Raw genomic sequence first — 24,910 nt, 5'->3', positions numbered from 1 at the left:
TGCCGGTCTGCACCGGCAACCCCGTTTTCCCCGCCGATGCCCGTTCGGACAGACCTTCGGCCGTGAGCCCACCATTGTGGCGGTTCGGGTGTCAACCAGGCATCGGCGGGGGTACCGGACGGCCGGCCGGGAGCGGGGTGCGGCCGGTGCAAGCGGGCGGGTGTGCGCGGGCTCGCAGGTCCGCAGGACTTCCGTCGCGATGCCCCGTTTCTCCGCGTTCTCTGCGCCTGTCACCGTTCCCCGCCGCGAAATCGCCTGCGTGAGGCATAATGTGACCTGGGTCACGTTTCGTGAGCAGATGCGTCTGCGATCGTGTCGAGTGGGTAGGGCCCACGTGTCCCATTACCGATGAACGGGAGGCCCACGTGGCCGCATCCGCTCAGCTGCTCCTCGACGCTCTGTCCTCCAAACCGGGAGGTGCGACGATGGAGCCCGACATCTTCGACGGGGTGTCCGACCCCGATTCCGGCCTCGACGGCTCCGGCTCCTACAGCTTCGTCGAGCCGCCCCTGACCAGCGAGCCCCCGCTCGCCGACGCCGCGCCGCTGACCAGCGAGGTCCCGATCGCCGCCGAGCTGCCGCTGACCAGCGAGCCGACGGCCGCGGGCATGGGTACGGAGTCCATGGAGGTCTGAGGACCCATGGGCCGCGCGCGGCTCGCCCGGCTGCACGGCATCGCCACCTCCTACGAACCCTCGCCGGGCAGGAGCGTCCAGATCGCCGACGACACCGTCGTCGCCGTGCTCGCCGCACTGGGAGTCGATGCGTCGACCCCGCACGCCGTACGCGCCGCCCTGGCCGCGCACGAGGACGGCGCGGGCCGCGCACTGCTTCCCCGCACCGTCGTCGCCCGCCCGGACCGGCCGCCCGGCCTCGCCCGTCTCCCCGAAGGCACCGTCCTGCGGGTGGAGACCGAGGACGGCGGGGCCGTGGAAGGCCTGGGAGTGCCCGATCCGGCGGCGCTCGCCCGGCTGCCCCTGGGGGTCCATGTGCTGCACGCACGGACCCCCGACGGCCGCGGCGACCGCGCCCGGCTGATCGTCGCGCCCGACCGGGTGCCCGCGCCGCCCGGCCGCAGCCACGGCTTCCTGGTGCAGCTGTACTCCTTGCTGTCCCGGCAGTCCTGGGGCATGGGCGACCTCGGTGACCTCGCCGATCTGGCCGCCTGGTCCGGGCGCGCCCTGGGCACCGGCTTCGTCCAGCTCAACCCGCTGCATGCGGCCGTCCCCGGCCCGCCCACCGACCCGTCGCCCTACCGGCCCTCCTCGCGCCGCTACCCCGACCCGGTCCATCTGCGGATCGAACACATCCCGGAGTACGCCCAGCTCACCGGCGCCGCGCGCTTACGGGCCGACGAGCTGGCCGCGCGGGCCCGTGCGCTGCGCGCCGACGTGCTCGAAGGGGGCGCGCTGATCGACCGGGACGCGGTCTGGGCGCTCAAGCGCGAGGCCCTGGAGCTGGTGTGGTCGGTCCCGCTCACCCCGGGGCGGCGGGCCGCGTACTGCGACTTCCTCGCCGAGCAGGGCGAGGCCCTGGAGGACCACGCCACCTGGTGTGCGCTCGCCGAGCGGCACGGCCCCGACTGGCGCCGCTGGCCCGCCGGGCTGCGCGGCCCACGCTCCCCGGGCACCGCCCGGCTGCGGCCGCAGCTGCTGGACCGGATCGACTTCCACTGCCGGCTCGTCTGGCTCACCGACCAGCAGCTGGCCGCCGCGCAACGGGCCGCGCGGGAGGCCGGGATGGGTATCGGGCTGGTGCACGACCTCGCCGTCGGCGTCCATCCCTCCGGCGCCGACACCTGGGCGCGGCAGGACGACTTCGCCGCCGGGATGTCCATCGGGGCGCCGCCGGACGCCTTCAACTCGCGCGGGCAGGACTGGGGTCTGCCGCCCTGGCGGCCGGACGCGCTGGCGGCCGCGGGCTACGCCCCCTACCGGGAGCTGCTGCGCGGCCTGCTGCGGCATGCCGGGGCGCTGCGTATCGACCATGTGATGGGGCTGTTCCGGCTGTGGTGGGTCCCGGAGGGCCGCCCGCCGACGGAGGGCGCCTATGTCCGCTACGACGGCGAGGCGATGCTCTCGGTGCTGGCCCTGGAGGCGCACCGGGCCGGCGCCGTGGTGATCGGCGAGGACCTGGGAACCGTCGAGCCGGGCGTGCGGGGCGCGCTCGCCGAACGCGGCGTGCTGGGGACGTCGGTGCTGTGGTTCGAGCGGGATTACCAGGGAGACCAGAGGGACCAGAGGGACCAGGGGGGAGGACGGGAGGCAGCAGCGGGAGGGCCGGAGCCGGCGGACGCCGTGCAGGAGGCGGCGGACGGGGAGCAGCGGGAGGCCGGGAGCGGCGCGCAGCGGGCCGACGCGGCCGACGGGTCCGACGCGGCGGAAGGGCCCGGCGTGGCCCGCATCCTGGCGCCCCAGGAGTGGCGCAGTGCCTGTCTGGCGACCGTCACCACCCACGATCTGCCGCCCACCGCGGCCCGGCTGACCGGCGAGGACGTCGAGCTGCGCGAACGGCTCGGGCTGCTCGCCGGGCCGCCGGAGCGGGAACACGCCCGCGCCCGGCACGAACGTGCCGAGTGGCTGCGGGAGTTGGTGCGGCGCGGGCTGCTGCCCGAGGGGGCGGGCGACGAGGAGGCGGCGGTCAGGGCCGTACACCGCTTTCTGCTGCGCACCCCGGCGCGGATGGTGGGCGTCTGGCTGCCGGATGCGGTGGGGGACCGGCGCCCGCAGAACCTCCCCGGGACATGGGATGAATACCCGAACTGGCGGCTTCCGATCGCCGGCCCCGACGGACGTCCGCACACCCTGGAGGAGCTGGCCGCCTCACCCCGTCTGCATGCGCTGATGCGGGAATTGTCCGACGGCCGGCGGTAGTCCGATCCGCGGAACAGGGCCGGGCGCCCCGGGAATCCGCCGTGGCACACACCCTTCCGGTGCGTCGCGCCGTCCGGCACCATGCCGTGGACACCATCCAGACATCCGACCATTCGCCTTACGTGGTCGGCGAGTTGGAGGGAACCATGGAACTTCGCCGCACCCGTCGGACGCTGTGCGCGCTCGCGCTCACCGCGGCCGCCGCGCTCGTCCCCGCCACCGGCTCCCTGGCCCAGTCGCCGCCGACCGCCGCCGGCCCCTGCGACCGCCCCGTACGCCCCGCCTCCCAGATGGCCGTCGAGCCCTGCGACACCTCCGCCCGGATCATCGACAAGGCGGCCCATATCGTCCCCACCAAGGGCCAACTCGCCTGGCAGCAACGGGAGGTCACCGCCTTCACCCACTTCGGCATGAACACCTTCACGGACCGCGAATGGGGCTCCGGCGCCGAGGACGAGAAGCTCTTCGACGTCTCCGGCCGCTCCCGCATCGACGCCGACCAGTGGATGCGCGCGTACAAGGCGGCAGGCGCCGAGCAGGTGATGCTCACCGCCAAGCACCACGACGGGTTCGTGCTCTACCCGAGCCGCTACACCCCGCACTCCGTCGCGGCGAGCCCCGGCCGCCCCGATGTCGTCGGCGCGTACGTCAAGGCCGCCCGCAGGGCCGGGCTGAAGGTCGGGATCTACCTCTCGCCCTCCGACGGCGCCGAACTCCCGCACGCCTGGCATGCGCAGTGGGTCGAGGAGATCCGCAGGAAACAGCAGGAGGGCACGCCGCTCAGCCTGCCCGAGCGGGTCGCCCTGGAGGACGGCGACCGGGCGCCCCGCGGACTGGGCCGCTTCGGCAACGGCAGCGCGGTCACCGAGCGCACCATCCCCACCCTGGTCCCCGGCGACGACCGCGCCGCCGCCGTCCGCAGCGGCAGGCTGCCCGTCTTCCACGTCCGGGCGGACGACTACGACGCCTACTACCTCAACCAGGTCTACGAGCTGTTCACCCAGTACGGCCCGCTCGACGAACTGTGGCTGGACGGCGCGAACCCCTGGACGGACTCCGGCATCACGCAGAAGTACGACGTCGCCCAGTGGTTCCGCCTGATCCACCAACTCTCCCCGGACACCGTCGTCTTCGCCGGGCCGCAGGGCGCCCGCTGGGTCGGCAACGAGAAGGGCATCGCCCGGGAGACGGAGTGGAGCGTCACCCCCTCCGCCGAGGACCCCTGGACCGTGATGGCGGGCGGACTGCCGAACGACTCCACCGACCCCGACATCGGCTCCCGCGCCAAGCTCCTCGCACCCACCACCAAGTACCTCCAGTGGTACCCGGCCGAGGCCGATGTCTCGCTGCGCCCCGGCTGGTTCCACCACCCCGGCGAACACCCCAAGACCCCGGCACAGCTGATGGACCTCTACGAGAAGAGCGTGGGACGCAACGCCTCGCTGCTGCTGAACGTCCCGCCCGCCAGGGACGGCCGGATCGCCGCCGAGGACGTCGCCTCGCTCGCCGCGTTCGGGACCGCCGTACGCGAGACCTACGGCAGGGACCTGCGGGCGGCCGGACCCGGGCCCTGGACCTTCGACCGGATCGGGCTCGCCGAGGACATCCGCCACGGTCAGCGGGTCGAGCGGTTCTCCGTACAGGCGCGGGTCGGCGGGACGTGGACGACGCTCGCCCGGGGCACCACCATCGGGCACCGGCGGATCCTGGCGCTCGGGCAGCCGGTGACCGCGGACGCCGTGCGGGTCACCGTCGAGGAGTCCCGCGGGCCGGGCCGGCTCGCCCCGGTGACGCTGCACCGGAGCCGGGCCGCGGGCGGCTGAGCGGTGCGGTCCGGCCGGGTCCGCCGGTTGTGCCACCCCGGGCGCGCGGGGCGCCGGGGCGTCCGATACGTTGACTTCGTGAGCAACAAGGTCAATAAGAATGTCCTGCGCGCCGGAACCATCACCGCCGGCACCGCGCTGATGCTGCTGATGTCGTCCCCCGCGTTTGCGCTCACCCGCGACGATGGTGACGACCCGGGTCCGGGCCTGAGCGTGATCGAAACGCTCGGCCTCTATGTCGCTGCACCCATCGTGCTCTTCCTGGTCATCGCCGGGCTGGTCGTCGCGGGCGACAAGCCCCGCAAGCAGGCCAAGTCCGAGGGCTGACGCCGGGCACCAGTGACGCTTCGGGGCGCCCCACGGTCACACGACCGTGGGGCGCCCTTCGTCATGCCCGGACCGGGCGCCGGACGGTGACAAGAACCGTGTGGCGCCCTTTGTCGTACTCGGATATTTCCGCAGGTGAAAAAGGGGTTGTCAGGCGGCTAACGCGCGCTTTTCGACCGGTTTGAACAGGGGGAGGTGTTTAACCGGCCCTAACCTACGATGACGTAACCTACGGGTCCGTAGGTCAAACCTACGGACCCGTAGGTCATCGTCCCCAGGAGTTCCCCCGTGACCATCGCCCCCGCCCGCCATAACGGAGAGCTCGGCCAGGCCGCCTGGAGCGACGCCCAGCTGCTCTACGCGCTCGAAGAGGTCGTCGAGAAGGAACTCAACCGCCATCTGAAGATCGCCAAGGACTGGATGCCCCACGAGTACGTGCCGTGGAGCGACGGGCGCAACTTCCCCGGGCCGCTGGACGGCGAGGCCTGGGACCCTGCGCAGTCCAAGGTCAGCGACATCGGCCGGATCGCCCTCGTGGTCAACCTCCTCACCGAGGACAACCTCCCCAGCTACCACCACGAGATCGCCACCCTCTTCGGCCGCGACGGCGCCTGGGGCACCTGGGTGCACCGCTGGACCGCCGAGGAGGGCCGGCACGGCATCGTGATGCGCGACTACCTGCTCACCAGCCGGGCGGTCGACCCGGACGAGCTGGAGCAGTTCCGCATGGCCCACATGTCGGAGGGCTTCGAGTCCGACAACTCGCACAGCATGCTGCACTCGGTGGCGTACGTCGCCTTCCAGGAGCTGGCCACCCGGATCTCGCACCGCAACACCGGCCACCACTCCGGCGACCCGGTCTGCGACCGGATGCTGGCCCGGATCGCCACCGACGAGAACCTCCACATGGTCTTCTACCGCAACCTCCTCGGTGCGGCCTTCGAGATGGCGCCCGACCAGACCATGTGCGCGGTGCGCGACGTCGTCACCGGCTTCCGGATGCCCGGCCACGGCATGCCCGGCTTCGAGCGGTCGGCCGCCCGGATGGCCATCGGCGGGATCTACAACATGCGGATCCACCACGACGATGTGCTCCAGCCGGTGCTGCGCTATCTGAAGGTGCTGGAGATCGGCGGGCTCGGCCCGGCCGGGCTGGCGGCGCAGGAGGAGCTGGGGCTGTTCATGGACGGTCTGGACGGCCAGGCGCGGAAGTTCGACGAGCGCCAGGCCGCCATCCTCGCCCGCCGCGAGGCCAACCGCCGCGGCTGACGGCCGACCCCGGCCGGCTTCCGGCCGCCGTCGCCCGCGGGCGGGTGGCCGCGGTGGGTGCGTACGCTGCCCGCATGGCCGACTGGGACCTCAAGAAGCTGCGCATCCTGCGCACCCTCCACGAGCTGGGCACGGTCACCGCGACCGCCGAGGCGCTGCACATGACGCCCTCGGCGGTCTCCCAGCAGCTGACCGGGCTGGCCAAGGCGCTCGGGGTCACGCTCCTGGAGGCGCACGGACGGCGGGTACGGCTGACCGGCGCGGCGCAGCTGGTGCTGCGGCACGCCGAGGTGGTCTTCGCCCAGCTGGAGCGCGCGGACGCGGACCTGCTCGGCTACCTCCAGGGGGAGGCGGGCCAGGTGCGGGTCGGCGCGTTCTCCACCGCCATCCCCGCGCTGGTGGTCCCGGCCGTCCAGGAGCTGCGCCGCAGCCACCCGGGCCTGTCGGTCGCCGTACGGGAGGCGGAGGCGGAGGCCGCCTACGAGCTGCTCGCCGAGGGCAGCGTCGATCTGGCGCTGTCGCTGGCCGCACACGCCCCCACCCCGCGCGACCCCAAGTTCAGCCGGGTCTCGCTGCTCGCCGACCCGCTGGACGTGGCGCTGCCGGCCGGCCACCCGCTGGCCGCCGAGCCGGGGCTGCGGCTGGCCGATCTGGCGGACGAGCCGTGGATCTTCGGCAGCAGCGGGCCCTGGTCCCAGATCACCACCACCGCCTGCGAGAACGCCGGGTTCGTGCCCGAGCAGGCGCATGCCGCCGCCGACTGGAGCGCGATCTGGGCGATGGTCGCGGCGGGGATGGGGGTGGCGCTGGTGCCCCGGATGGCGATGGCGGGCGGTCTCGGCGCCGCCGGGCGCGGGGCGGGGGGACGCGCTGTACGGGCCGGGCGCGGCGGCGGGGGAGTGGCGCTGCGGGTGCTGCACGCCGACCAGCCGCGCCGCCATGTGGTCGCCGCCGCCCGGCGCGGCTCCGAAGGGGCGCCGGGGCCGGCCCGGGTGCTGGCCGCGCTCCGGCAGGCGGCTGCCGACCAGACGCCCGAAGGCCCGACCATTCAGCTCAGCTGAACGTATTCCTCAAAAACTTTCGATGGACCTGAGGGGTGGTCCGCTGCGACCGTGGAGCGGTCCGCACCTCCCCCCATCCGTCGAAAGGCAACGATGACCGCCAGCCCGGCCGCCGACTCCACTGATCCGCACGCCAACGACGCCAGCCCGTACGGTGGCGGAGACCCCTACGCCGACTACCGCGGCGGGGACTTCCCCTTCACCTCGCTCGTCGATCTCGCCGACCGCTGCTTCGGCGCCGGAGTGATCGCCGCGAACGACGAGTTCTTCGCCGAGCGCGAGAATCTGCTGAAGCCCACTCCGGCGGTCTTCGACCCCGAGCACTTCGGCCACAAGGGCAAGATCATGGACGGCTGGGAGACCCGGCGCCGCCGCGGCACCGACGGCGAGAACCCCTTCCCGGCCGAGGACGAGCACGACTGGGCGCTGATCCGCCTCGCCGCGCCCGGCGTGATCCGCGGGATCGTCGTCGACACCGCCCACTTCCGCGGCAACTACCCCCAGCAGGTCAGCGTCGAGGCCACCGCGCTCCCCGGCAGCCCCGGCCCCGAGGACCTGCTCGCCGACGGGGTGAAGTGGGAGGAGCTGGTCCCGCGCACCCCCGTCCGGGGCCACGCCGCCAACGGCTTCGAGGTCACCGTGGAGCGCCGCTTCACCCACCTGCGGCTCAAGCAGCACCCCGACGGCGGGATAGCGCGGCTGAGGGTCCACGGCGAGGTCGTGCCGGACCCGGAGTGGCTCGATGTGCTCGGCACCCTGGACCTGGCCTCCGTCATGCACGGCGGCACCGTCGAGGACGCCTCCGACCGCTTCTACTCCTCGCCCACCCAGATCATCCAGCCCGATCTCTCCCGCAAGATGGACGACGGCTGGGAGAACCGCCGCCGCCGGGTCCGCGGCACCCACGACTGGGTGCGCTTCCGTCTCGCCGCGCAGGGCGAGATCCGCGCCGTGGAGATCGACACCGCCTACCTCAAGGGCAACTCCGCGGGCTGGGCCGCCCTGTCCGGGTGCGACGGCGACCCCTCCGACGAGGCCTCCTGGTTCGAGATCCTGCCGAAGACCAGGCTCCAGCCCGACACCCCGCACCGCTTCGCGCTGCCGCAGGCCGTCACCGCCACCCACGTACGGCTCGATGTCTTCCCCGACGGCGGTCTCGCGCGGATGCGCCTGCACGGTGCCCTCACCGAGGCGGGCCGCGCCGCCCTCGGCCGCCGCTTCGGTGCCCTGAACGGCTGACCACACCGTTCGCGACCGCCGGGCCCCGGGAGGGGCGGCGTCACTCGCCGTGGCGGCGGAAGAAATTCCCGCAACCACGGCGAGCGACCCCTCTCATGCGGGTCCGGCGGAATCCGCGACGGCGGACCCCGCCACGTGGGACGACTAGGCCGCCGCGTCGGCCTTCTGCGCCTTCAGCGCCCGCTCGATCCCCGCCCGCGACTCGGTCATCAGCCGGCGCAGTGCCGCGCTCGGCTCGGCCGACGCCAGCCAGGCGTCCGTGGCGTCCAGCGTCTCCTGCGAGACCTGGAGCGCCGGGTAGAGACCCACCGCGATCTGCTGCGCCATCTCATGGCTGCGGGAGTTCCAGATGTCCTTCACCGCGGCGAAGTACTTCGCGGTGTACGGCGCCAGCAGCTCCCGCTGGTCGGTCTGCACGAAGCCGCCGATGACGGACTCCTGGAGGGAGTTGGGGAGCTGGTCGGACTCCACCACCGAGGCCCAGGCCCCGGCCTTCGCCTCCTCCGTCGGACGTGCCGCACGGGCGGACGCGGCATACCGTTCGCCCGCCGAGGTCTTGTCCCGGTCCAGCTCCGCGGCGATGGTCTTCTCGTCCGCCCGGCCGGTGGCGGCCAGCCGGTGCACCAGCGCCCAGCGCAGCTCGGTGTCCACGGCGAGCCCGGAGACCTCCTCGGTGCCCTCCAACAGGCCCTGGAGCAGGTCGAGCTGCTCGTCCGTACGGGCCGAGGCGGCGAACGCGCGGGCCCACGCCAGCTGGTGGTCGCTGCCCGGCTCGGCCGCCCGCAACTGCTCCAGGGCCGCCGCGGTCCAGGTGGCCAGCCCCGTCTCGCGCCACTCCGGTGCCGCGTACAGGTCCAGCGCCAGCTTCACCTGGCGGTGCAGCGACTGGACGACGCCGATGTCCGACTCCTTGCCGATGCCGGACAGCACCAGCGAAAGATAGTCGCGGGTGGCCAGTTCGCCGTCCCGCGTCATGTCCCAGGCCGACGCCCACGACAGGGCACGCGGCAGCGACTCGGTGAAGTCGCCGAGGTGCTCGGTGACGGTCTTCAGCGACTCCTCGTCCAGCCGGACCTTGGCGTACGACAGATCGTCGTCGTTGAGCAGGATGACGGCCGGCCGGGCCTTGCCCACCAGCTGGGGCACGGCGGTCAGTTCGCCGTCCACGTCCAGCTCGATCCGCTCGGTGCGGACCAGCTTGCCGCCCGCCAGCTCGTAGGCGCCGACCGCGATCCGGTGCGGCCGCAGTACGGGCTCGCCCTTGGCGCCGGCCGGCAGCGCGGGCGCCTCCTGCTTGACCGCGAAGGAGGTGATCACGCCCTGGGCGTCCACCTCGATCTCCGGCCGCAGGATGTTGATCCCCGCCGTCTCCAGCCACTTCTTCGACCAGGTCTTCAGATCCCGCCCGCTGGTCTCCTCCAGCGCGCCGAGCAGGTCCGACAGCCGGGTGTTGCCGTAGGCGTGCGCCTTGAAGTAGGCCTGTACGCCCTGGAAGAACTCGTCCATGCCGACGTAGGCGACCAGCTGCTTGAGGACGCTGGCGCCCTTCGCGTAGGTGATGCCGTCGAAGTTGACGAGCACATCGTCGAGGTCGTTGATCTCGGCCATGATCGGGTGCGTGGACGGCAGCTGGTCCTGCCGGTAGGCCCAGGTCTTCATGGAGTTGGCGAACGTCGTCCACGAGTGCGGCCACTTCGAGCCCGGGGCGTAGGCCTGGCAGGCGATCGAGGTGTAGGTGGCGAACGACTCGTTCAGCCACAGGTCGTTCCACCACTCCATGGTGACCAGGTCGCCGAACCACATGTGCGCCAGCTCGTGCAGGATCGTCTCCGCCCGCACCTCGTACGCCGCGTCCGTCACCTTCGACCGGAAGACGTACTGGTCGCGGATGGTCACCGCGCCCGCGTTCTCCATCGCGCCGGCGTTGAACTCCGGCACGAAGAGCTGGTCGTACTTCGCGAACGGGTAGGCGTAGTCGAACTTCTCCTGGAACCAGTCGAAGCCCTGGCGGGTGACCGCGAAGATCTCGTCGGCATCCAGGTGCTCGGCCAGCGACGGACGGCAGTAGATGCCCAGCGGCACCGTCCGCCCGTCCTTCTCGTAGGTGCTGTGCACGCTGTGGTACGGACCGGCGATCAGCGCCGTGATGTAGGTCGAGATCCGCGGCGTCGGCTCGAAGCGCCAGATGTTGTCGCTCGGCTCCGGCGTCGGCGAGTTGGAGATCACCGTCCAGCCCTCCGGGGCCTTCACGGTGAACTGGAAAGTCGCCTTCAGATCCGGCTGCTCGAAGGACGCGTACACCCGCCGCGCGTCCGGCACCTCGAACTGCGTGTACAGATAGGCCTGCTGGTCCACCGGGTCGACAAAGCGGTGCAGCCCCTCACCGGTGTTGGTGTAGGCGCAGTCCGCGACGACCCGCAGTTCGTTACGGCCGGCCCGCAGCCCCGTCAGCGCGATCCGCGAATCCTTGAAGACCTCGCCCGCATCGAGCGCCTCGCCGTTGAGCTGCACCTCGTGCACGGCCGGCGCGACCAGGTCGATGAAGGTGTCCGCGCCCGCCTCGGCCGAGTCGAACCGCACCGTGGTCACGGACCGGAACGTGCCGTGACCGCTGCCGTCCGCGTCTCCCCCCTCCTGCGCGCCGGAGAGGTCGAGATCGACCTCATACGCATCCACGGTCAGCAGGCGCGCCCGCCGCTGCGCCTCGTCGCGGGTCAGATTCGTGCCAGGCACCCGTCGTCTCCTTCGCATTGGTCATTGCATCGGAACTTTCGGCCATCCTTCCATGTGGCCCGCGGCTCAGGAGGGGGCGTATTTGCGGAGGTGGGCGCAGCCCCGGCACAGCACCGCGCCGGCACCGGGCGCCCCGGGGGACCGCGGCGCGCGACCACGGCGTCCGATTGCCGCCAGCACGCCCCACCGGCAGGGCCCGATGCTGGCCGCATGACGACCTACACCCCTCTTCCCATCCCTCCCACCGCCCTCAAGGGGCTCCGCGCCACCGACGATGCCGGGCGGCCCGCCGAGCCGTTCACCGCGCGTGCGGACGGGGTGCCGCTGGACTGTGTCGGCAGTCTGCTGCGCTGCTGTCTGCGGGAGATCCGGGCCGGCGAGCGGGTGGCGCTCGTCTCGTATGCGCCGCTGCGCCGCTGGGCGGCCACGACAGGGGCGCGGCCCGGGGCGTACGAAGAGACGGGGCCGGTGTTCCTGCACGCCGAGCACTGCGTCGGCCCGGAGGCCACCGCCCCCGCGGAGGGCTACCCGGCCGGCCGGCCCGGCGGGCTGCGCACCGTGCGCCGCTACGACGCCGACGGGCACATCATCGGCGGCCGGCTCCTGGAGATCCCCGAGGACGCGGCAGCCGGGTTCGACGGGGCCTTCGACGAGGCGTTCGCGGACCCGGAGACGGCGCTGGTGCACGTCCGGGCCGTGGAGTACGGCTGCTTCCTGTTCGAGGTCCGGCGGGCCTGAGGCCGCACCGCCCGAAACGGACGGGTGCCCGTACGGAGTCGCCGTACGGGCACCTCGTGTCGTGCGTGCGGCGGTCAGCCGCGCAGCTCGGCCGCGACCAGCTCCGCGATCTGGACGGCGTTCAGCGCCGCGCCCTTGCGGAGGTTGTCGTTGGAGACGAACAGTGACAGGCCGTTCTCGGCGGTCTCGTCCGTACGGATCCGGCCCACGAAGGACGCGTCCTGGCCGGCGGCCTGGAGCGGGGTGGGCACGTCGGAGAGGGTGACGCCGGGGGCGCCGGCCAGCAGCTCCTGGGCGCGTGCGGGGCTGATCGGACGCGCGAAGCGGGCGTTGACCTGGAGCGAGTGGCCGGTGAAGACCGGGACGCGGACACAGGTGCCGGACACCTTCAGGTCCGGGATCTCCAGGATCTTGCGGCTCTCGTTGCGGAGCTTCTGCTCCTCGTCGGTCTCGTTCAGCCCGTCGTCGACGATCGAGCCGGCCATCGGCAGCACGTTGAAGGCGATCGGGGCGACGTACTTGTCCGGCTCGGGGAACTCCACGGCCGAGCCGTCGTGCGTCAGCTTGGTGGCGTCCTGCTCGACGGCCTTGCGGACCTGGCCGTCCAGCTCCTCCACACCGGCCAGACCGCTGCCGGAGACCGCCTGGTAGGTGGAGACGACCAGCGAGACCAGACCGGCCTCGTCGTGCAGCGGCCGCAGCACGGGCATCGCGGCCATGGTGGTGCAGTTCGGGTTGGCGATGATCCCCTTGGGACGCTCGGTGATCGCCGACGGGTTGACCTCGGAGACGACCAGCGGGACCTGGGGGTCACGGCGCCAGGCCGACGAGTTGTCGATCACGACCGGGCCGGCGTCGGCGACCTTCTCCGCCAGCGCCTTGGACGTGGCACCGCCGGCCGAGAAGATCACGATGTCCAGCGCCGAGTAGTCGGCGGTCGCCGCGTCCTCGACGGTGATCTCGGTGTCCTGCCAGGGCAGCGTGCGTCCGGCGGACCGGGCCGAAGCGAACAGCCGCAGCTGCTCGACCGGGAAGTTCCGCTCGGCGAGGATGCCCCGCACCACGCCGCCGACCTGTCCGGTGGCTCCGACGATTCCGATCCTCATGGGACTCCTTCTTTCTGGCCTGACTCGGGTGTCTGCTCGGAACACCTGCTCAGTAGTGCCTCCATCATGTGTGTGACACCCGTCGCCTTGTCCAATCCGTTCCATTCCGTGGCGGCTCGGAGGCCGGACCGCTACGGAGCATGGCGGCCCGCTCGCGGTGCGTAGCGGTCGGCCGCGGGGGAGTCCTGCGGATACCCCGCGGGGTGAACATCCGGTGACCGGATGCCGCACCCCCGGGCAGCGCTCCGTGACCGGCCGGTGGCCGGCGGCTCCCTGTGCGGTGATGGGTTCCCCGCGTTGCGGTGGCGTTCACACCCAGGTCATCCCCGATGCCAACCATCCCAGGTGACAGGGCAGTTGTGCTGCCCGGCCGCCTTCGCGTTCGCACCCGGGGAGCCCGCGTATGTCCCGTATACGGTCCGCCGCCACCTTCGACCGCCGTACGTTCCTCACCGCCACCGGGGCCGTCGGCGCCGCGACGGGGCTCGGTCTGGCCTTCGGCGTCGGCCCGGACCGGCCGGCACAGGCCGCCACCGTCACCTCCGGCCCGGCCCCGGCCGCGCCCGTCCCGGTCGATGCCCCCGCCGTCCCCCGTACGCCGTACACCCGGGGGACCACGCTCGCCGGCGTGTCCGCCCCGCGCGGCAGCGGCGGCTACCGCAGGCTCGCCGACGGCCCCGCCTGGAACCGGGTCATCCGCGCCGAGCTGGCCACCGCACACGGCGGGCGGGCCGAGCGGCGCACCGCGCTGGCGTCATTCGTCCAGTTCACCGACCTGCACCTGGTCGATGTGCAGAGCCCGCTGCGCTACGAGTACCTGCGCGCCGAGACCGCCAGCGCCTGGCGGCCGCAGGAGGCGCTGTCGGTGGCCGGTGTGGTCTCGCTGATCGAGCGGGTCAACGCGCTGCCCGGCGGGCCCGCCACCGGCGCCCCGCTGTCCTTCGTGATGACCACCGGGGACAACACCGACAACAACTCCAAGCTGGAGCTGGAGTGGTTCCTGACCGCGATGAGCGGCGGCCGGATCACGCCGAACTCCGGCGACCCGCGCCGCTACGAAGGCGTCCAGGACAGCGGGCTGAAGCTCTACTGGCAGCCGGACAGCGCGCTGCGCGACGCCGACAAGCAGCAGGGCTTCCCGCGGCTGGACGGGTTCCTGGAGGCCGCGATCCGCACCGTCCACAGCCCGGGGCTGCGGCTGCCCTGGTACTCGACGGTCGGCAACCACGACTCGCTGCCCGGCGGCTGCTACGCCCCCGGCGACCCCTTCTGGACCGACACCGCCACCGGTGGCCGCAAGCTGGAGACGCTGCCCGCCGCCGAGGCCGCGAAGGTCTGGAAGGCGGTCAAGGACGGCCTCGACCCCGAGGGCGCGGACTTCAAGCGGCTGCTGACCTCACACGCCAAGCAGTCCAGGAGGGTCACCCCCGACGAGCGGCGCGCCCCCTTCACGCGGGCCGAGTATCTGCGCGCCCACCTCGACCCGGCGCACACCGGCCCCGGCCCGCACGGCCACGGCTACACCTCCGCGCATCTCGACGGGAACCGCCTCTACTACACCTTCCGGATCTCCGACGACGTCCTCGGGATCAGCCTGGACACCACCGACCCCGGCGGCCACTACACCGGCTCGGTCGGCGACGCCCAACTGCGCTGGCTGGAGCGGACGCTGAAGGAGAACGAGAAGGGGGAGAAGGCGCATGTGCTGGTCTTCAGCCACCACACCAGCAAGACGATGAACAACACCCGCCCCGACCCGGCCCACCCGCACGAGCGGCGGCACAACGGCGCCGAGCTGGTGGAGGTGCTGGCCGCCCACCCCGGCGTCGTCGGCTGGATCAACGGCCACAGCCACAAGAACGACATCACCGCGCACGGCAGCTTCTGGGAGATCTCCACCGCTTCGCACATCGACTTCCCGCAGCTGGCCCGGGTCATCGAGCTGGTGGACAACCACGACGGCACGCTGTCGCTGTTCACCACCTTGGTCGAGTCGGCCGCCCCGCACCGCACGGACTTCACCGACCTCTCGCAGACCGGACTGGCGGCCCTCTACCGCGAGCTGTCCTTCAACGCCCCCGAGGCCCGTACGGACCTGGCGGGCACGGCCGGGGACCGCAACGTCGAACTGCTGCTCAAGCGGAGCTGACGGCCGCGGGCCGGCGCCCGCGCTAGCGCGGCAGGACCACGACATACGCGCTCGGCTCCCGGTCCCCGGCCGCCATCAGGGCCGTACGGATCACCGCGGCCTGCTGCTCGGGTGCCGTGCGCAGGGTGCGCGGCAGACAGCGGACGACGGTGATGCCGAGCCGCTCCAGGTGCTCGCGCTTGTGGAAGAACGGCGACTGGAGCGGGTCCTCCTCGGGGCGCGGTGCCCGGGTGTCGATCTCCAGGGCCACCGCGTGCTCCGGCCAGAAGGCGTCCACCCCGCCCAGGTGGGGCCCGCCCGGCAGCCGCAGCTCGACGTTCCACAGCGGGTCGGGCAGCCCGTGGGCGCGCACCATCGCATAGAGCCGCTGCTCGGCCAGTGCCCGGCCTTCGGCCAGCAGGGTGTCCACCGCGTCCACCACATGCGGCCGGGTCAGCAGCCGGGCCCGGCTCAGCTCCCGTACCACCGACGTCGCCTCGCAGTGGCCGCCGCGCACCGCCTCGGTCAGCAGCCGGCGTACGGTCGGGGCGTCGGTGAGTGAGCCGACCGCGTCCGCCACCGCGCGCGGCACCGGCGCGGCCGGCACCCCGGTGATCTCCTGCGCGACGGGCAGCTCCACCGCCCGCACGATCCGCGCGAAACCGGTCGAGCGCAGCCGCCGGGTGCGGGCCACCAGCACCTCGATGCGGTCCAGGGCGAGCAGCGGGGGCGCCTCGGTGAAGCCGTGCAGGGCGAGCGCCGCCAGACCCGTGATCATCGCCTCGGGGGCGTCGCCGGACGCGGTGGCCTGCCGGGGCACCGTCGGCCCCCGGTGACTGGCGTACAGCAGGACCGCATGCAGCCGGTCCTCACTGGTGGGCGGTCCCGGGTGCAGCAGATAGATGCCGGGGAGCACCTGTTGCCAGGGGCCGCCGGGGCGGCAGCGTTCGGTGACCTCCGCCGCGGGGATGCCGTGCTCGCGCAGCTGACGGGTGGTCATGACCCGGCGGTGCGCGGCGGAGAGGTGCTGGAGGGGGAGGGGGGAGAGCGGGGCGTCGTGGTTCATGACCCCTCGATTCCCGCCTCCGCTCCGCCCCCTAACCGCTGTTACACGCCCGTACCACAAACCGGACAACCCTGTACTAAAGTACGGGCGTTCGACTGCCGAAAAGGGCTGGTCGCCACGGGGGTTACGGCCTCGGTCCGGCCGCCTCGTCACAAGCCTGTGCACGCAGTGCGCGGGCCAGATCGTCCCGCTTCTCCAGGACCAGCCGGCGCAGCGCCGGTGCCGCCTGCGGGTGCCCGTCCAGCCAGCCGTCCGCGGCGTCCAGCGTGGCCTGCTCCACCAGCCAGGACGGGAACAGCCCGCGCACCACCTCCATCGCGATCTCGATGGAGCGCTCCCGCCACACCCCCTCGATGGCGGCGAAGTAGCGCGGCAGGTACGGGGCCAGCAGCTCCCGCTGCCCGAACTGCGCGAACCCGGCGTCCGTCGCCTCCACCAGGGCGTTGGAGAGCGCGTCGGACTCCACCACCTGCGCCCACGCCTGCGCCTTGACCTCGGCCGAGGGGCGGGCGGCCAGGCAGCGCACCTGGTGGCGCCTGCCGGAGGCGGTGTTGTCACGGGCCAGCTCGGCGGCGATCACGGTCTCGTCCGCGACGCCGTGCGCGGCCAGCGGCTCCAGGATCGTCCAGCGCAGCTCCTGGTCCACGTCCAGGCCGTCGATCTTCGCCGTACCCTCCAGCAGGCCCTGGAGCAGCTGGAGATCGGCGGGGGAGGAGGCGAGGGCGATGAAGTGCCGGGCCCAGGCGAGCTGGTGGTCGCTGCCGGGCGGGGCCAGCCGGAGTTCGTGCAGCGTGCCTTCGGCCAGCTCCCGGGCGGCGCGCTCCCGGCCCTGCGGCGCGGAGTACTGCTCCAGCGCCGTCTGGGCCTGCCCGTGCAGGGACTGGAGCACGCCGATGTCGGTCTCCCGGCCGGCGAACCGCCGCACCAGATCGAGGTAGTCGCGGGCCGGCATCAGCCCGTCACGGGTCAGGCCCCACAGCGCGGCCCAGCACAGCGCCCGCGCCAACGGGTCGGCCAGATCGCCGAGCCGGGCCCGCAGCGTCGCCAGCGAACCCTCGTCGAAACGGATCTTCGCGTAGGTCAGGTCCTCGTCGTTGACCAGCACCAGCTCGGGGCGTTCGAGACCGGCCAGCTCGGGCACGGTGGTCCGCGGCCCGGAGACGTCCACCTCGGCGCGGGCGTAGCGCACCAGCGCCGAGTCCCCGCCCTCGGAGAACACGGTCTGCCGCCGGTAGAGACCGACCGCGACCCGGTGCGGCCGCAGCTGCGGGTGCGAGGGCGCCGCCTCCTGGAGGATGCTCAGCTCGGTGATCCGGTCCTGGGCGTCGTACGTGACCTGGGGGGTGAGGGAGTTGACGCCCGCCGTCTCCAGCCAGGCCCGGGACCAGGCGGCCAGGTCCCGGCCGGAGGTCTCCTCCAGCACCGCCAGCAGATCCGTCAGCCGGGTGTTGCCGTAGGCGTGCCGCTTGAAGTAGCGCCGTGCGCCCTCCAGGAAGGCGTCCTGCCCCACGTACGCCACCAGCTGCTTGAGGACCGCGGCGCCCTTGGCGTAGGTGATGCCGTCGAAGTTGAGCTTGGCGTCCTCCAGGTCACGGATGTCGGCGGTGACCGGGTGGGTGGAGGGCAGCTGGTCGGCGCGGTAGGCCCAGGACTTGCGGCGGTTGGCGAAGGTGATCCAGCCGTTCGTGAAGCGGGTCGCCCCCACCAGCGCGAAGGCGCCCATGAAGTCCGCGTAGGACTCCTTGAGCCACAGGTCGTCCCACCACTGCATGGTGACCAGATCGCCGAACCACATGTGCGCCATCTCGTGGAGGATGACGTTGGCCCGTCCTTCGTAGGACGCCTCGGTCACCTTGCCGCGGAAGATGAACTCCTCGCGGAAGGTGACACAGCCCGGGTTCTCCATGGCCCCGAGGTTGTACTCCGGGACGAAGGCGCTGTCGTACTTCCCGAAGGGGTAGGGGAAGTCGAAGTGGTCGTGGAAGAAGTCCAGGCCCTGCTTGGTGACGGTGAAGATGTCGTCCGCGTCGAAGTGCTTGGCCAGGCCCTTGCGGCACAGTGCGCCCAGCGGGATCTCCAGCTCGGTGCCGTCCTCGAAGGTGCGGCGGTAGGTGTCGGAGACGTAGTGGTACGGGCCGGCGACCACGGCCGTGATGTACGTCGAGATCGGCTCGGTCACGGCGAAGCGGTGCCGGCCGCCCTCGGCCTCGCCCTCCTGCGCACCGTTGCTGAGCACCCGCCAGCCCTCGGGGGCGGTCACCTCGAAGGTGAACGGGGCCTTCAGGTCGGGCTGTTCGAAGTTGGCGAAAACCCGCCGGGAGTCGGCCGGCTCGTACTGGGTGTAGAGGTAGACCTCGCCGTCCTCGGGGTCCACGAAGCGGTGCAGGCCCTCACCGGTCCGGCTGTAGGCGCACTGTGCGTCGACGACGAGGGTGTTCTCGGCGGCCAGGGAGTCCAGCGCGATCCGGGTGCCGTCGAAGACCGCCGCGGGATCCAGCTCCCGGCCGTTGAGGGTGACGGAGGTGACCGACGGCGCCAGCAGGTCCGCGAAGGTCGAGGCGCCGGGCTCGGCGCAGCGGAAGCGCAGCGTCGTCCGGGAGCGGAAGGTCTCCGCTGCGGCACCGGAGGCGACCGCTGAGCGGACGTCCAGCGCCACGTCGTAGGCGTCGACGCTCAGCAGCCGACCCCGCTCACGTGCCTCGTCCCGGGACAGATTCTCACCTGGCACGACGTGACTCCCTCGTCCTCGTCCACGAATATCGAACAACGGGAATCATGGCACGCCCGCCGTCGGTTGAACCTTCCACGGAAGCGCACCGCTGACCGACCCCGCACAGCTCTCATAAGGAGACCCCGTGTCCGAGACCGCGAAGACCCCCGCAGACTTCTGGTTCGACCCGCTGTGCCCCTGGGCGTGGATGACGTCCCGCTGGATGCTGGAGGTGGAGAAGGTCCGCCCGGTCGAGGTGCGCTGGCATGTGATGAGCCTGGCGGTGCTGAACGAGGACAAGCTCGACGAGCTGCCGGAGGAGTACCGCGAGAACATGCGCCCCGGCGGCAAGGCCTGGGGCCCGGTCCGGGTGGCGATCGCCGCCCAGCAGCTGCACGGCGACGAGGCCGTGGGCAAGCTCTACACCGCGCTCGGCACCCGCTTCCACAACGAGGGCCTCGGGGTGACCCCCGAGAGCATCGCCGCCGCCCTCGAGGACGCGGGCCTGCCCGCCGACCTGATCGACTACGCCGACAAGGACACCTACGACGCCGAGCTGCGCGCCTCCCACAAGGAAGGCATCGACCTGGTCGGCCAGGAGGTCGGCACTCCCGTCATCGCAGTCCCCGGTCACGACGGCGAGCAGATCGCCTTCTTCGGCCCGGTGGTCACCCCGGCCCCCAAGGGCGAGGAGGCCGCCAAGCTGTGGGACGGCACGCTGATGGTCGCGTCCATCCCCGGCTTCTACGAGATCAAGCGGACCCGGACGCAGGGCCCGGTCTTCGACTGACGCCCGGTCCGTGGTGGCACACGGGCGAGGCCCCACGAGTCACGTCCTCGTGGGGCCTCGCCGTTCTTCCGCCCGCCAAGCGAAGGTGAGAAGACGATCACGAGGCGGGACGACCGGGGGCGGCCGGAGCCGTTACGGCGCCAGCAGCAGGTTGTTCGCGCGCTCCTTGGCGGACGCGTACCGCTTGGCGACGTCCTGCCAGTTCACGACCTGCCACATGGCCTCGATGAAGTCCACCTTCTGGTTCTTGTACTGGAGGTAGAAGGCGTGCTCCCAGGCGTCGAAGACCAGGACCGGGACCGAGCCCTGCCCGACGTTGCCCTGGTGGTCGTAGACCTGCTCGACGATCAGCCGGCCGCTCACCGGCTCGTAGGCCAGCACGCCCCAGCCGGAACCCTGGGTGGTGGCCGCGGCCTTGGTCAGCTGGGCCTTGAGCTTCGCGAACGACCCGAAGGACTCGGCGATCGCGTCGGCCAGCTCGCCCACGCCGTCCTTCTCCAGCGGCTCGCCGCCGCCGTCGCCGGTCATGTTGTGCCAGTAGATGCTGTGCAGGATGTGGCCGGAGAGGTGGAACGCGAGGTTCTTCTCCAGGCCGTTGATGCTGCCCCACGCGTCCTTGTCGCGCGCCTCGGCGAGCTGCTCCAGGGTGTCGTTCGCGCCCTTCACGTAGGCCGCGTGGTGCTTGTCGTGGTGCAGCTCGATGATCTCGGGGCTGATGACCGGGGCCAGCGCCGAGTAGTCGTACGGAAGTTCAGGAAGTGTGTAGGTGGCCATACCGAGCCTCTCCAACTGCTTACGACTTCTTATTGCAATCGATGTGCAAGAGCACGCTACCAGCAGGAGTGATCACCGGCTGGTTCCGTGGCCCGGCCTGGTCCCAAAGACGCAGGCGGGGGAGTGGGGTCGTTACTTCTTGGCCGGGCCCGCGCCCTTGCCCAGCGACTGCTGCCGTACGAGCCCGACCACGGCCAGGACCACCCCGAAGCCGCCGGTGAACAGCAGCTGGATGCGCTGGTTCTCGTCGCGCAGCATCAGCAGCAGCACCGCGACGATGCCCGCCAGCGCCACCCAGGTCAGGACCGGGAAGGCCCACATCTTCACCACGAGCTTCTCGGGCGCCTCGCGCTCCAGCGTCCGGCGCATCCGCAGCTGGGCGGTGGCGATGAAGCCCCAGACCACCAGGACGGCCGCGCCGACCATGTTCAGCAGCCACTGGAAGAGCGTGTCGGGCCACAGGAAGCTCAGCAGCACCGCGAAGAAGCCGAAGGCGGCGCACAGCAGGACGGCGCGGCGCGGGACGCCCCCGCTGACCTTGCCGAGGAAGGCCGGGCCCTGGCCGCGGGAGATGAGCGAGTACGCCATCCGCGAGGAGCCGTAGAGGTTGGCGTTCACCGCGGAGAGCAGCGCGATCAGGATGACGACGTTCATGATCTGGCCGGCCGCCGGGATCTTGAGGTAGTCCAGGACCGCCACGTACGGGCCGCTCTTGGCGATGGAGGGGGCGCTCCAGGGGATGACCGTGACGATGATGGCCATCGAGCCGACGTAGAAGAGGGCGATCCGCCACATCGCGGTGCGCACGGCGCCGGCGACCCCGCGCACCGGGTCCTTGGACTCGGCGGCCGCGATGGTCACCGTCTCCAGACCGCCGTAGGCGAAGACCGAGGCCAGCAGACCGACCATCAGGCCGTCGACGCCCTTGGGCAGGAAGCCGCCGTCACCGGTGAGGTGCGAGGTGCCCGGGGCGTGGGTACCGGGGAGCACGCCGAAGATGGCCAGCAGGCCCAGGACCAGGAAGATGCCGATCGCCGCGACCTTGAGTGCGGCGAACCAGAACTCGAACTCACCGAAGTTGGAGACCGCGGTCAGGTTCGTTCCGGTGAAGATCACCATGAACAGCAGGACCCACATCCACGGCTCGGTGCCCGGGAACCACTGGAGCATCACATCCGCGGCGCCCAGCGCCTCGGCGGCCACCGCCACACACAGCAGCGCGGTGAACATCCAGCCGACCGTGAACCCGGCCCAGGAGCCTATGGAGCGCTCGGCGTGCACGGAGAAGGAGCCGGAGGCCGGATTCGCCGCGGCCATCTCGCCGAGCATCCGCATGATCAGCATGACCAGCGCGCCGGAGACGGCGTAGGCCAGCACGATCGACGGGCCGGCCGCCGCGATGCCCTCGCGGGAGCCGACGAACAGTCCAGCGCCGATCACCCCGCCCAGGGCGATCATCGAGAGATGGCGCTGCTTGAGGCCGTTGGACAGCGTGGAGCCGCTGCCGGGGCCCTGGACCGCGTCGCCATGCTCGCGCGCGGGTGCGGCGGACGAGGGTGTCCGATTCATGTCGTACCTGTCCCAGTAGGTGAGAGCGGAGCAAGGCGATACTGCGTTCTCCCGGGGCCGCGACCGGTGCGACGGCGCTGCCGGGCCCCCTGGATCCCCGCCGGGGCGGCGGATCGCGCAGGGGCCTGCCGACGGTGAACTCCGGGGTCCTCGGCAAAGCGGGCTCAGTTTGAGCGCCGGTGTCCGCTCAGGGCAACAGTCGTGCAGCGAATGTTCGGTATTCAGACGTTTTCGCGACTGTGTGTGTTCGATCCATCGTCAGTTATGACGCGGTGTGACCCTCGCCGCACGGGCCTCAGCGGCGCGCCCGGCGGTCCCGGAGCTCGCGTGCACCCGCGACGAGCAGCACCAGGCCGGTCGCCCCGGCCGACCACAGGAGCTGCGGCCGGGCCGCCTCATCGGTCAGCATCAGCACCAGCACACCGCCCATCGCCAGCAGCGCGGCCCAGGTCAGATAGGGGAACGCCCACATCCGCAGGGTCAGCTTCCCGGGCGTCTCGCGCTCGATCCGCGGCCGCAGCCGCAGCTGGGAGACGGCGATCAGGCCCCAGACGAACAGCAGCACCGCGCCGACCGCGTTGAGCATGTAGAGGAAGACCGAATCCGGCCATTTCAGATTCAGCAGCACGGAGACGAACCCGAAGGCCACCGAGGCGAGCACGGCGCGGCGCGGCACCCCTCCCCCACTCTCGGCTTCGCCCGAGCGGGGGGACCCCGATCCCGACACCTTCAGCAGCGCCCGCGGCGCCTCGCCCCGCTCGGCCAGCGAGAAGACCATCCGCGACGAGCCGTAGAGGTTGGCGTTCAGCGCGGAGAGCAGCGCCACGAACACCACGATGTTCATGATCTGCCCGGCGCCCGGCACCCCGATGCTGTCCAGCACCGCGACGTAGGGGCTCTTGCCCGGCTCCATCGACGACCAGGGCAGCAGGGTCACGATGACCAGCATCGAGCCGACGTAGAAGAGGAGGATGCGCCACACCGCGCTGCGCACCGCCCGGCCCACCGCGCGCGCCGGATCGTCCGACTCGGCCGCGGCGATGGTGACGACCTCCAGGCCGCCGAAGGCGAACACCACGGCCAGGACGCCGGAGATCACCCCGCTCCAGCCGTGGGGCAGAAAACCGCCCTGCCCGGTGAGGTTCGCGAGCCCGACCGGTGCGGTGTCCGGCAGCACCCCGAAGACGGCCAGCAGGCTCAGTGCGAGGAACAGCACGATCGCGGTGACCTTCAGCGTCGCGAACCAGAACTCGAACTCGCCGAAGTTCTTCACCGCGGCCAGGTTGGCGACGGTGAAGACGATCATGAATAGCAGCACCCAGCCCCACTGCGGCACCGCCGGCACCCAGCCGTTCGCGATCTGCGCCGCACCGGTGGCCTCCACGGCGAGCACCACGACCAGCAGGAACCAGTACAGCCAGCCGACGCTGAACCCGGCCCAGCGCCCCAGCGCCCGCTCCGCATGCACCGAGAACGCGCCGGAGGCCGGCATCGCCGCCGACATCTCGCCGAGCATCCGCATGACCAGCATGGCCAGCGCCCCCGCGATCAGATACGACAGCACGATCCCCGGCCCGGCCACCGCGATCCCCGCGCCGGAGCCCACGAACAGGCCCGCGCCGATCACTCCGCCCAGGCCCAGCATCGTCAGATGGCGCTGCTTGAGGCCCGCGGACAGCGGCTCTTTGCCCTCGGAGCCCGCCGCCAGGGAGGGCTCGGCGGCTTGGGTCGGTGCGTCGTGCATGGGCTCGTACTCTCGCAAGGGCCGGGGCGGCGGGGCCGCCGGCGGATTGGGGGAACTCCACAGGTCACCGCGGGGCGGACCCAGTGTCGCCGCACCTCGCGCGCTACCACAAAACCGGCGTTTTGCAGCGGCCCCGGCCGTGATGAGCATCACGTGACCTGCAATGACGTATCGCGCCCCGTCAGGGCCGGGCATTCTGGCGGTTGTTCGGAACTCTCCAAGCGGGCCGGTGAGGCTTTGTCAGCGCCACACGATGATCGCTGACGGTCCGCTGGACTAACGTCATCGCGTCCCGTCCCGTATCCCTCTCACCTCGCGGAGTCCTGATGAGCACTGCCGCTCTCACTCGTCCCGGCGCAGTCCTCGCCGATCTGCTGCCGGCCGCCACCGCCTCCCGCGCCCGCGTCCGTGACGCCGCGCTGGTGCTCGGCGGCGCCGGGCTCACCGGCATCGCGGCCCAGATCGCCGTCCCGGTCCCCGGCTCCCCGGTCCCGGTCACGGGTCAGACCTTCGCCGCGCTCCTGGTCGGCGCCTCGCTCGGCGCGAGCCGCGGGCTGCTCTCGCTCGCGCTGTACGCCCTGGCGGGTATCGCGGGCATGCCGTGGTTCGCCGGCGGTGCCTCCGGCGTCGGCGGTGCCACCTTCGGCTACATCGCGGGCATGCTGCTCGCCGCCACCGTCGTGGGCGCGCTGGCCCGCCGCGGCGGCGACCGCGGGGTGCTGCGCACCGCCGCCACCATGGCCGCGGGCACGGCCCTGATCTACGCCGTCGGCGTCCCCTACCTCGCGCTGAGCACCGGCATGTCCTTCGGCCAGGCCGTCGCCGTCGGACTCGTCCCGTTCCTCATCGGTGACGCCCTCAAGGCGGCGCTGGCGATGGGCGCGCTGCCCACGGCCTGGAAGCTGGCCGGCCGCCGCGGCTGAGCGGGCGCCGTACTCCGCACGCAACGGGCCGGGCCCC

At 72.0% G+C, this 24,910-nt stretch carries 18 protein-coding genes; 11 read left to right on the top strand and 7 right to left on the bottom strand.

Features of this window, described 5'->3' with window-relative positions; translation table 11 throughout:
- The first annotated feature begins 365 nt into the window (after positions 1–365).
- From K7C20_RS12860 to alc, 7 genes are all read left to right on the top strand, one after another.
- Positions 366–635, top strand: coding sequence for a hypothetical protein (locus K7C20_RS12860; RefSeq protein ID WP_026169402.1), 270 nt, complete (start codon positions 366–368; stop codon positions 633–635).
- Positions 636–641: 6 nt separating this feature from the next.
- Positions 642–2,873: a 4-alpha-glucanotransferase gene (gene malQ, locus K7C20_RS12855; protein WP_030082156.1), complete on the top strand. Its 2,232-nt coding sequence runs from the start codon at positions 642–644 to the stop codon at positions 2,871–2,873.
- Between the two features lie 146 nt (positions 2,874–3,019).
- The gene (locus K7C20_RS12850; protein ID WP_030082154.1) at positions 3,020–4,696 is read left to right on the top strand and encodes an alpha-L-fucosidase; all 1,677 of its coding nucleotides are present in this window, start codon (positions 3,020–3,022) and stop codon (positions 4,694–4,696) included.
- Between the two features lie 78 nt (positions 4,697–4,774).
- Positions 4,775–5,023 (top strand): hypothetical protein, encoded by a 249-nt coding sequence (locus tag K7C20_RS12845; RefSeq protein ID WP_030082152.1) that lies wholly within the window; start codon positions 4,775–4,777, stop codon positions 5,021–5,023.
- Between the two features lie 288 nt (positions 5,024–5,311).
- The gene (locus K7C20_RS12840) at positions 5,312–6,292 is read left to right on the top strand and encodes an acyl-ACP desaturase (protein ID WP_030082150.1); all 981 of its coding nucleotides are present in this window, start codon (positions 5,312–5,314) and stop codon (positions 6,290–6,292) included.
- 74 nt (positions 6,293–6,366) lie between these two features.
- On the top strand, positions 6,367–7,353 hold the full coding sequence (locus K7C20_RS12835) for a LysR family transcriptional regulator (protein ID WP_053208786.1): 987 nt from the start codon (positions 6,367–6,369) through the stop codon (positions 7,351–7,353).
- Between the two features lie 93 nt (positions 7,354–7,446).
- Positions 7,447–8,592, top strand: coding sequence for an allantoicase (gene alc / locus K7C20_RS12830; RefSeq protein ID WP_030082144.1), 1,146 nt, complete (start codon positions 7,447–7,449; stop codon positions 8,590–8,592).
- A gap of 144 nt (positions 8,593–8,736) precedes the next feature.
- Here the strand turns inward: alc and pepN (K7C20_RS12825) are convergent, their stop codons facing one another.
- The gene (pepN, locus tag K7C20_RS12825) at positions 8,737–11,325 is read right to left on the bottom strand and encodes an aminopeptidase N (RefSeq protein WP_030082142.1); all 2,589 of its coding nucleotides are present in this window, start codon (positions 11,323–11,325) and stop codon (positions 8,737–8,739) included.
- 210 nt (positions 11,326–11,535) lie between these two features.
- On the opposite strand from pepN (K7C20_RS12825), the gene K7C20_RS12820 reads away from it, so the two are divergent.
- Positions 11,536–12,063 (top strand): DUF1203 domain-containing protein, encoded by a 528-nt coding sequence (locus tag K7C20_RS12820; protein ID WP_030082140.1) that lies wholly within the window; start codon positions 11,536–11,538, stop codon positions 12,061–12,063.
- Positions 12,064–12,137: 74 nt separating this feature from the next.
- Here the strand turns inward: K7C20_RS12820 and K7C20_RS12815 are convergent, their stop codons facing one another.
- Entirely contained in the window at positions 12,138–13,169 is a 1,032-nt protein-coding gene (locus K7C20_RS12815; RefSeq protein WP_030082138.1) for an aspartate-semialdehyde dehydrogenase, read from the bottom strand.
- A 403-nt stretch (positions 13,170–13,572) separates the two neighbouring features.
- Between K7C20_RS12815 and K7C20_RS12810 the strand changes: the two genes are divergently transcribed.
- Complete coding sequence (locus K7C20_RS12810) at positions 13,573–15,318, top strand: TIGR03767 family metallophosphoesterase (protein ID WP_053208785.1); 1,746 nt, start codon at positions 13,573–13,575, stop codon at positions 15,316–15,318.
- A gap of 22 nt (positions 15,319–15,340) precedes the next feature.
- Here the strand turns inward: K7C20_RS12810 and K7C20_RS12805 are convergent, their stop codons facing one another.
- Positions 15,341–16,363: a hypothetical protein gene (locus K7C20_RS12805; RefSeq protein WP_030082134.1), complete on the bottom strand. Its 1,023-nt coding sequence runs from the start codon at positions 16,361–16,363 to the stop codon at positions 15,341–15,343.
- Positions 16,364–16,487: 124 nt separating this feature from the next.
- On the bottom strand, positions 16,488–19,091 hold the full coding sequence (gene pepN, locus K7C20_RS12800) for an aminopeptidase N (RefSeq protein ID WP_030082132.1): 2,604 nt from the start codon (positions 19,089–19,091) through the stop codon (positions 16,488–16,490).
- A 127-nt stretch (positions 19,092–19,218) separates the two neighbouring features.
- Between pepN (K7C20_RS12800) and K7C20_RS12795 the strand changes: the two genes are divergently transcribed.
- Positions 19,219–19,863, top strand: a complete 645-nt coding sequence (locus K7C20_RS12795) for a mycothiol-dependent nitroreductase Rv2466c family protein (protein ID WP_030082130.1) — start codon at positions 19,219–19,221, stop codon at positions 19,861–19,863.
- A gap of 132 nt (positions 19,864–19,995) precedes the next feature.
- On the opposite strand, the gene K7C20_RS12790 is transcribed toward K7C20_RS12795, so the two are convergent.
- The 3 genes from K7C20_RS12790 to K7C20_RS12780 all read right to left on the bottom strand — a co-directional run bounded on the left by K7C20_RS12790 (position 19,996) and on the right by K7C20_RS12780 (position 23,950).
- On the bottom strand, positions 19,996–20,637 hold the full coding sequence (locus K7C20_RS12790; RefSeq protein ID WP_030082128.1) for a superoxide dismutase: 642 nt from the start codon (positions 20,635–20,637) through the stop codon (positions 19,996–19,998).
- A 132-nt stretch (positions 20,638–20,769) separates the two neighbouring features.
- Positions 20,770–22,206, bottom strand: coding sequence for an amino acid permease (locus tag K7C20_RS12785; RefSeq protein WP_030082126.1), 1,437 nt, complete (start codon positions 22,204–22,206; stop codon positions 20,770–20,772).
- Between the two features lie 295 nt (positions 22,207–22,501).
- Entirely contained in the window at positions 22,502–23,950 is a 1,449-nt protein-coding gene (locus K7C20_RS12780) for an amino acid permease (RefSeq protein ID WP_030082124.1), read from the bottom strand.
- Positions 23,951–24,276: 326 nt separating this feature from the next.
- Between K7C20_RS12780 and K7C20_RS12775 the strand changes: the two genes are divergently transcribed.
- Entirely contained in the window at positions 24,277–24,873 is a 597-nt protein-coding gene (locus K7C20_RS12775; RefSeq protein WP_053208784.1) for a biotin transporter BioY, read from the top strand.
- Positions 24,874–24,910: the final 37 nt, after the last annotated feature.

Source organism: Streptomyces decoyicus (assembly GCF_019880305.1).
In the GTDB taxonomy this organism is placed as follows: domain Bacteria; phylum Actinomycetota; class Actinomycetes; order Streptomycetales; family Streptomycetaceae; genus Streptomyces; species Streptomyces decoyicus.
This window is presented reverse-complemented; position numbering and strand designations above follow the sequence as displayed.

Excerpts from the sequence above, each read along its gene's own strand:
- malQ (WP_030082156.1), top strand. The coding sequence starts at position 642 with ATGGGCCGCGCGCGGCTCGCCCGGCTGCACGGCATCGCCACCTCCTAC.
- K7C20_RS12850 (WP_030082154.1), top strand. The coding sequence starts at position 3,020 with ATGGAACTTCGCCGCACCCGTCGGACGCTGTGCGCGCTCGCGCTCACC.
- K7C20_RS12835 (WP_053208786.1), top strand. The coding sequence starts at position 6,367 with ATGGCCGACTGGGACCTCAAGAAGCTGCGCATCCTGCGCACCCTCCAC.
- alc (WP_030082144.1), top strand. The coding sequence starts at position 7,447 with ATGACCGCCAGCCCGGCCGCCGACTCCACTGATCCGCACGCCAACGAC.
- K7C20_RS12820 (WP_030082140.1), top strand. The coding sequence starts at position 11,536 with ATGACGACCTACACCCCTCTTCCCATCCCTCCCACCGCCCTCAAGGGG.
- K7C20_RS12815 (WP_030082138.1), bottom strand. The coding sequence starts at position 13,169 with ATGAGGATCGGAATCGTCGGAGCCACCGGACAGGTCGGCGGCGTGGTG.
- K7C20_RS12810 (WP_053208785.1), top strand. The coding sequence starts at position 13,573 with ATGTCCCGTATACGGTCCGCCGCCACCTTCGACCGCCGTACGTTCCTC.
- K7C20_RS12805 (WP_030082134.1), bottom strand. The coding sequence starts at position 16,363 with ATGAACCACGACGCCCCGCTCTCCCCCCTCCCCCTCCAGCACCTCTCC.
- K7C20_RS12790 (WP_030082128.1), bottom strand. The coding sequence starts at position 20,637 with ATGGCCACCTACACACTTCCTGAACTTCCGTACGACTACTCGGCGCTG.
- K7C20_RS12785 (WP_030082126.1), bottom strand. The coding sequence starts at position 22,206 with ATGAATCGGACACCCTCGTCCGCCGCACCCGCGCGCGAGCATGGCGAC.
- K7C20_RS12780 (WP_030082124.1), bottom strand. The coding sequence starts at position 23,950 with ATGCACGACGCACCGACCCAAGCCGCCGAGCCCTCCCTGGCGGCGGGC.
- K7C20_RS12775 (WP_053208784.1), top strand. The coding sequence starts at position 24,277 with ATGAGCACTGCCGCTCTCACTCGTCCCGGCGCAGTCCTCGCCGATCTG.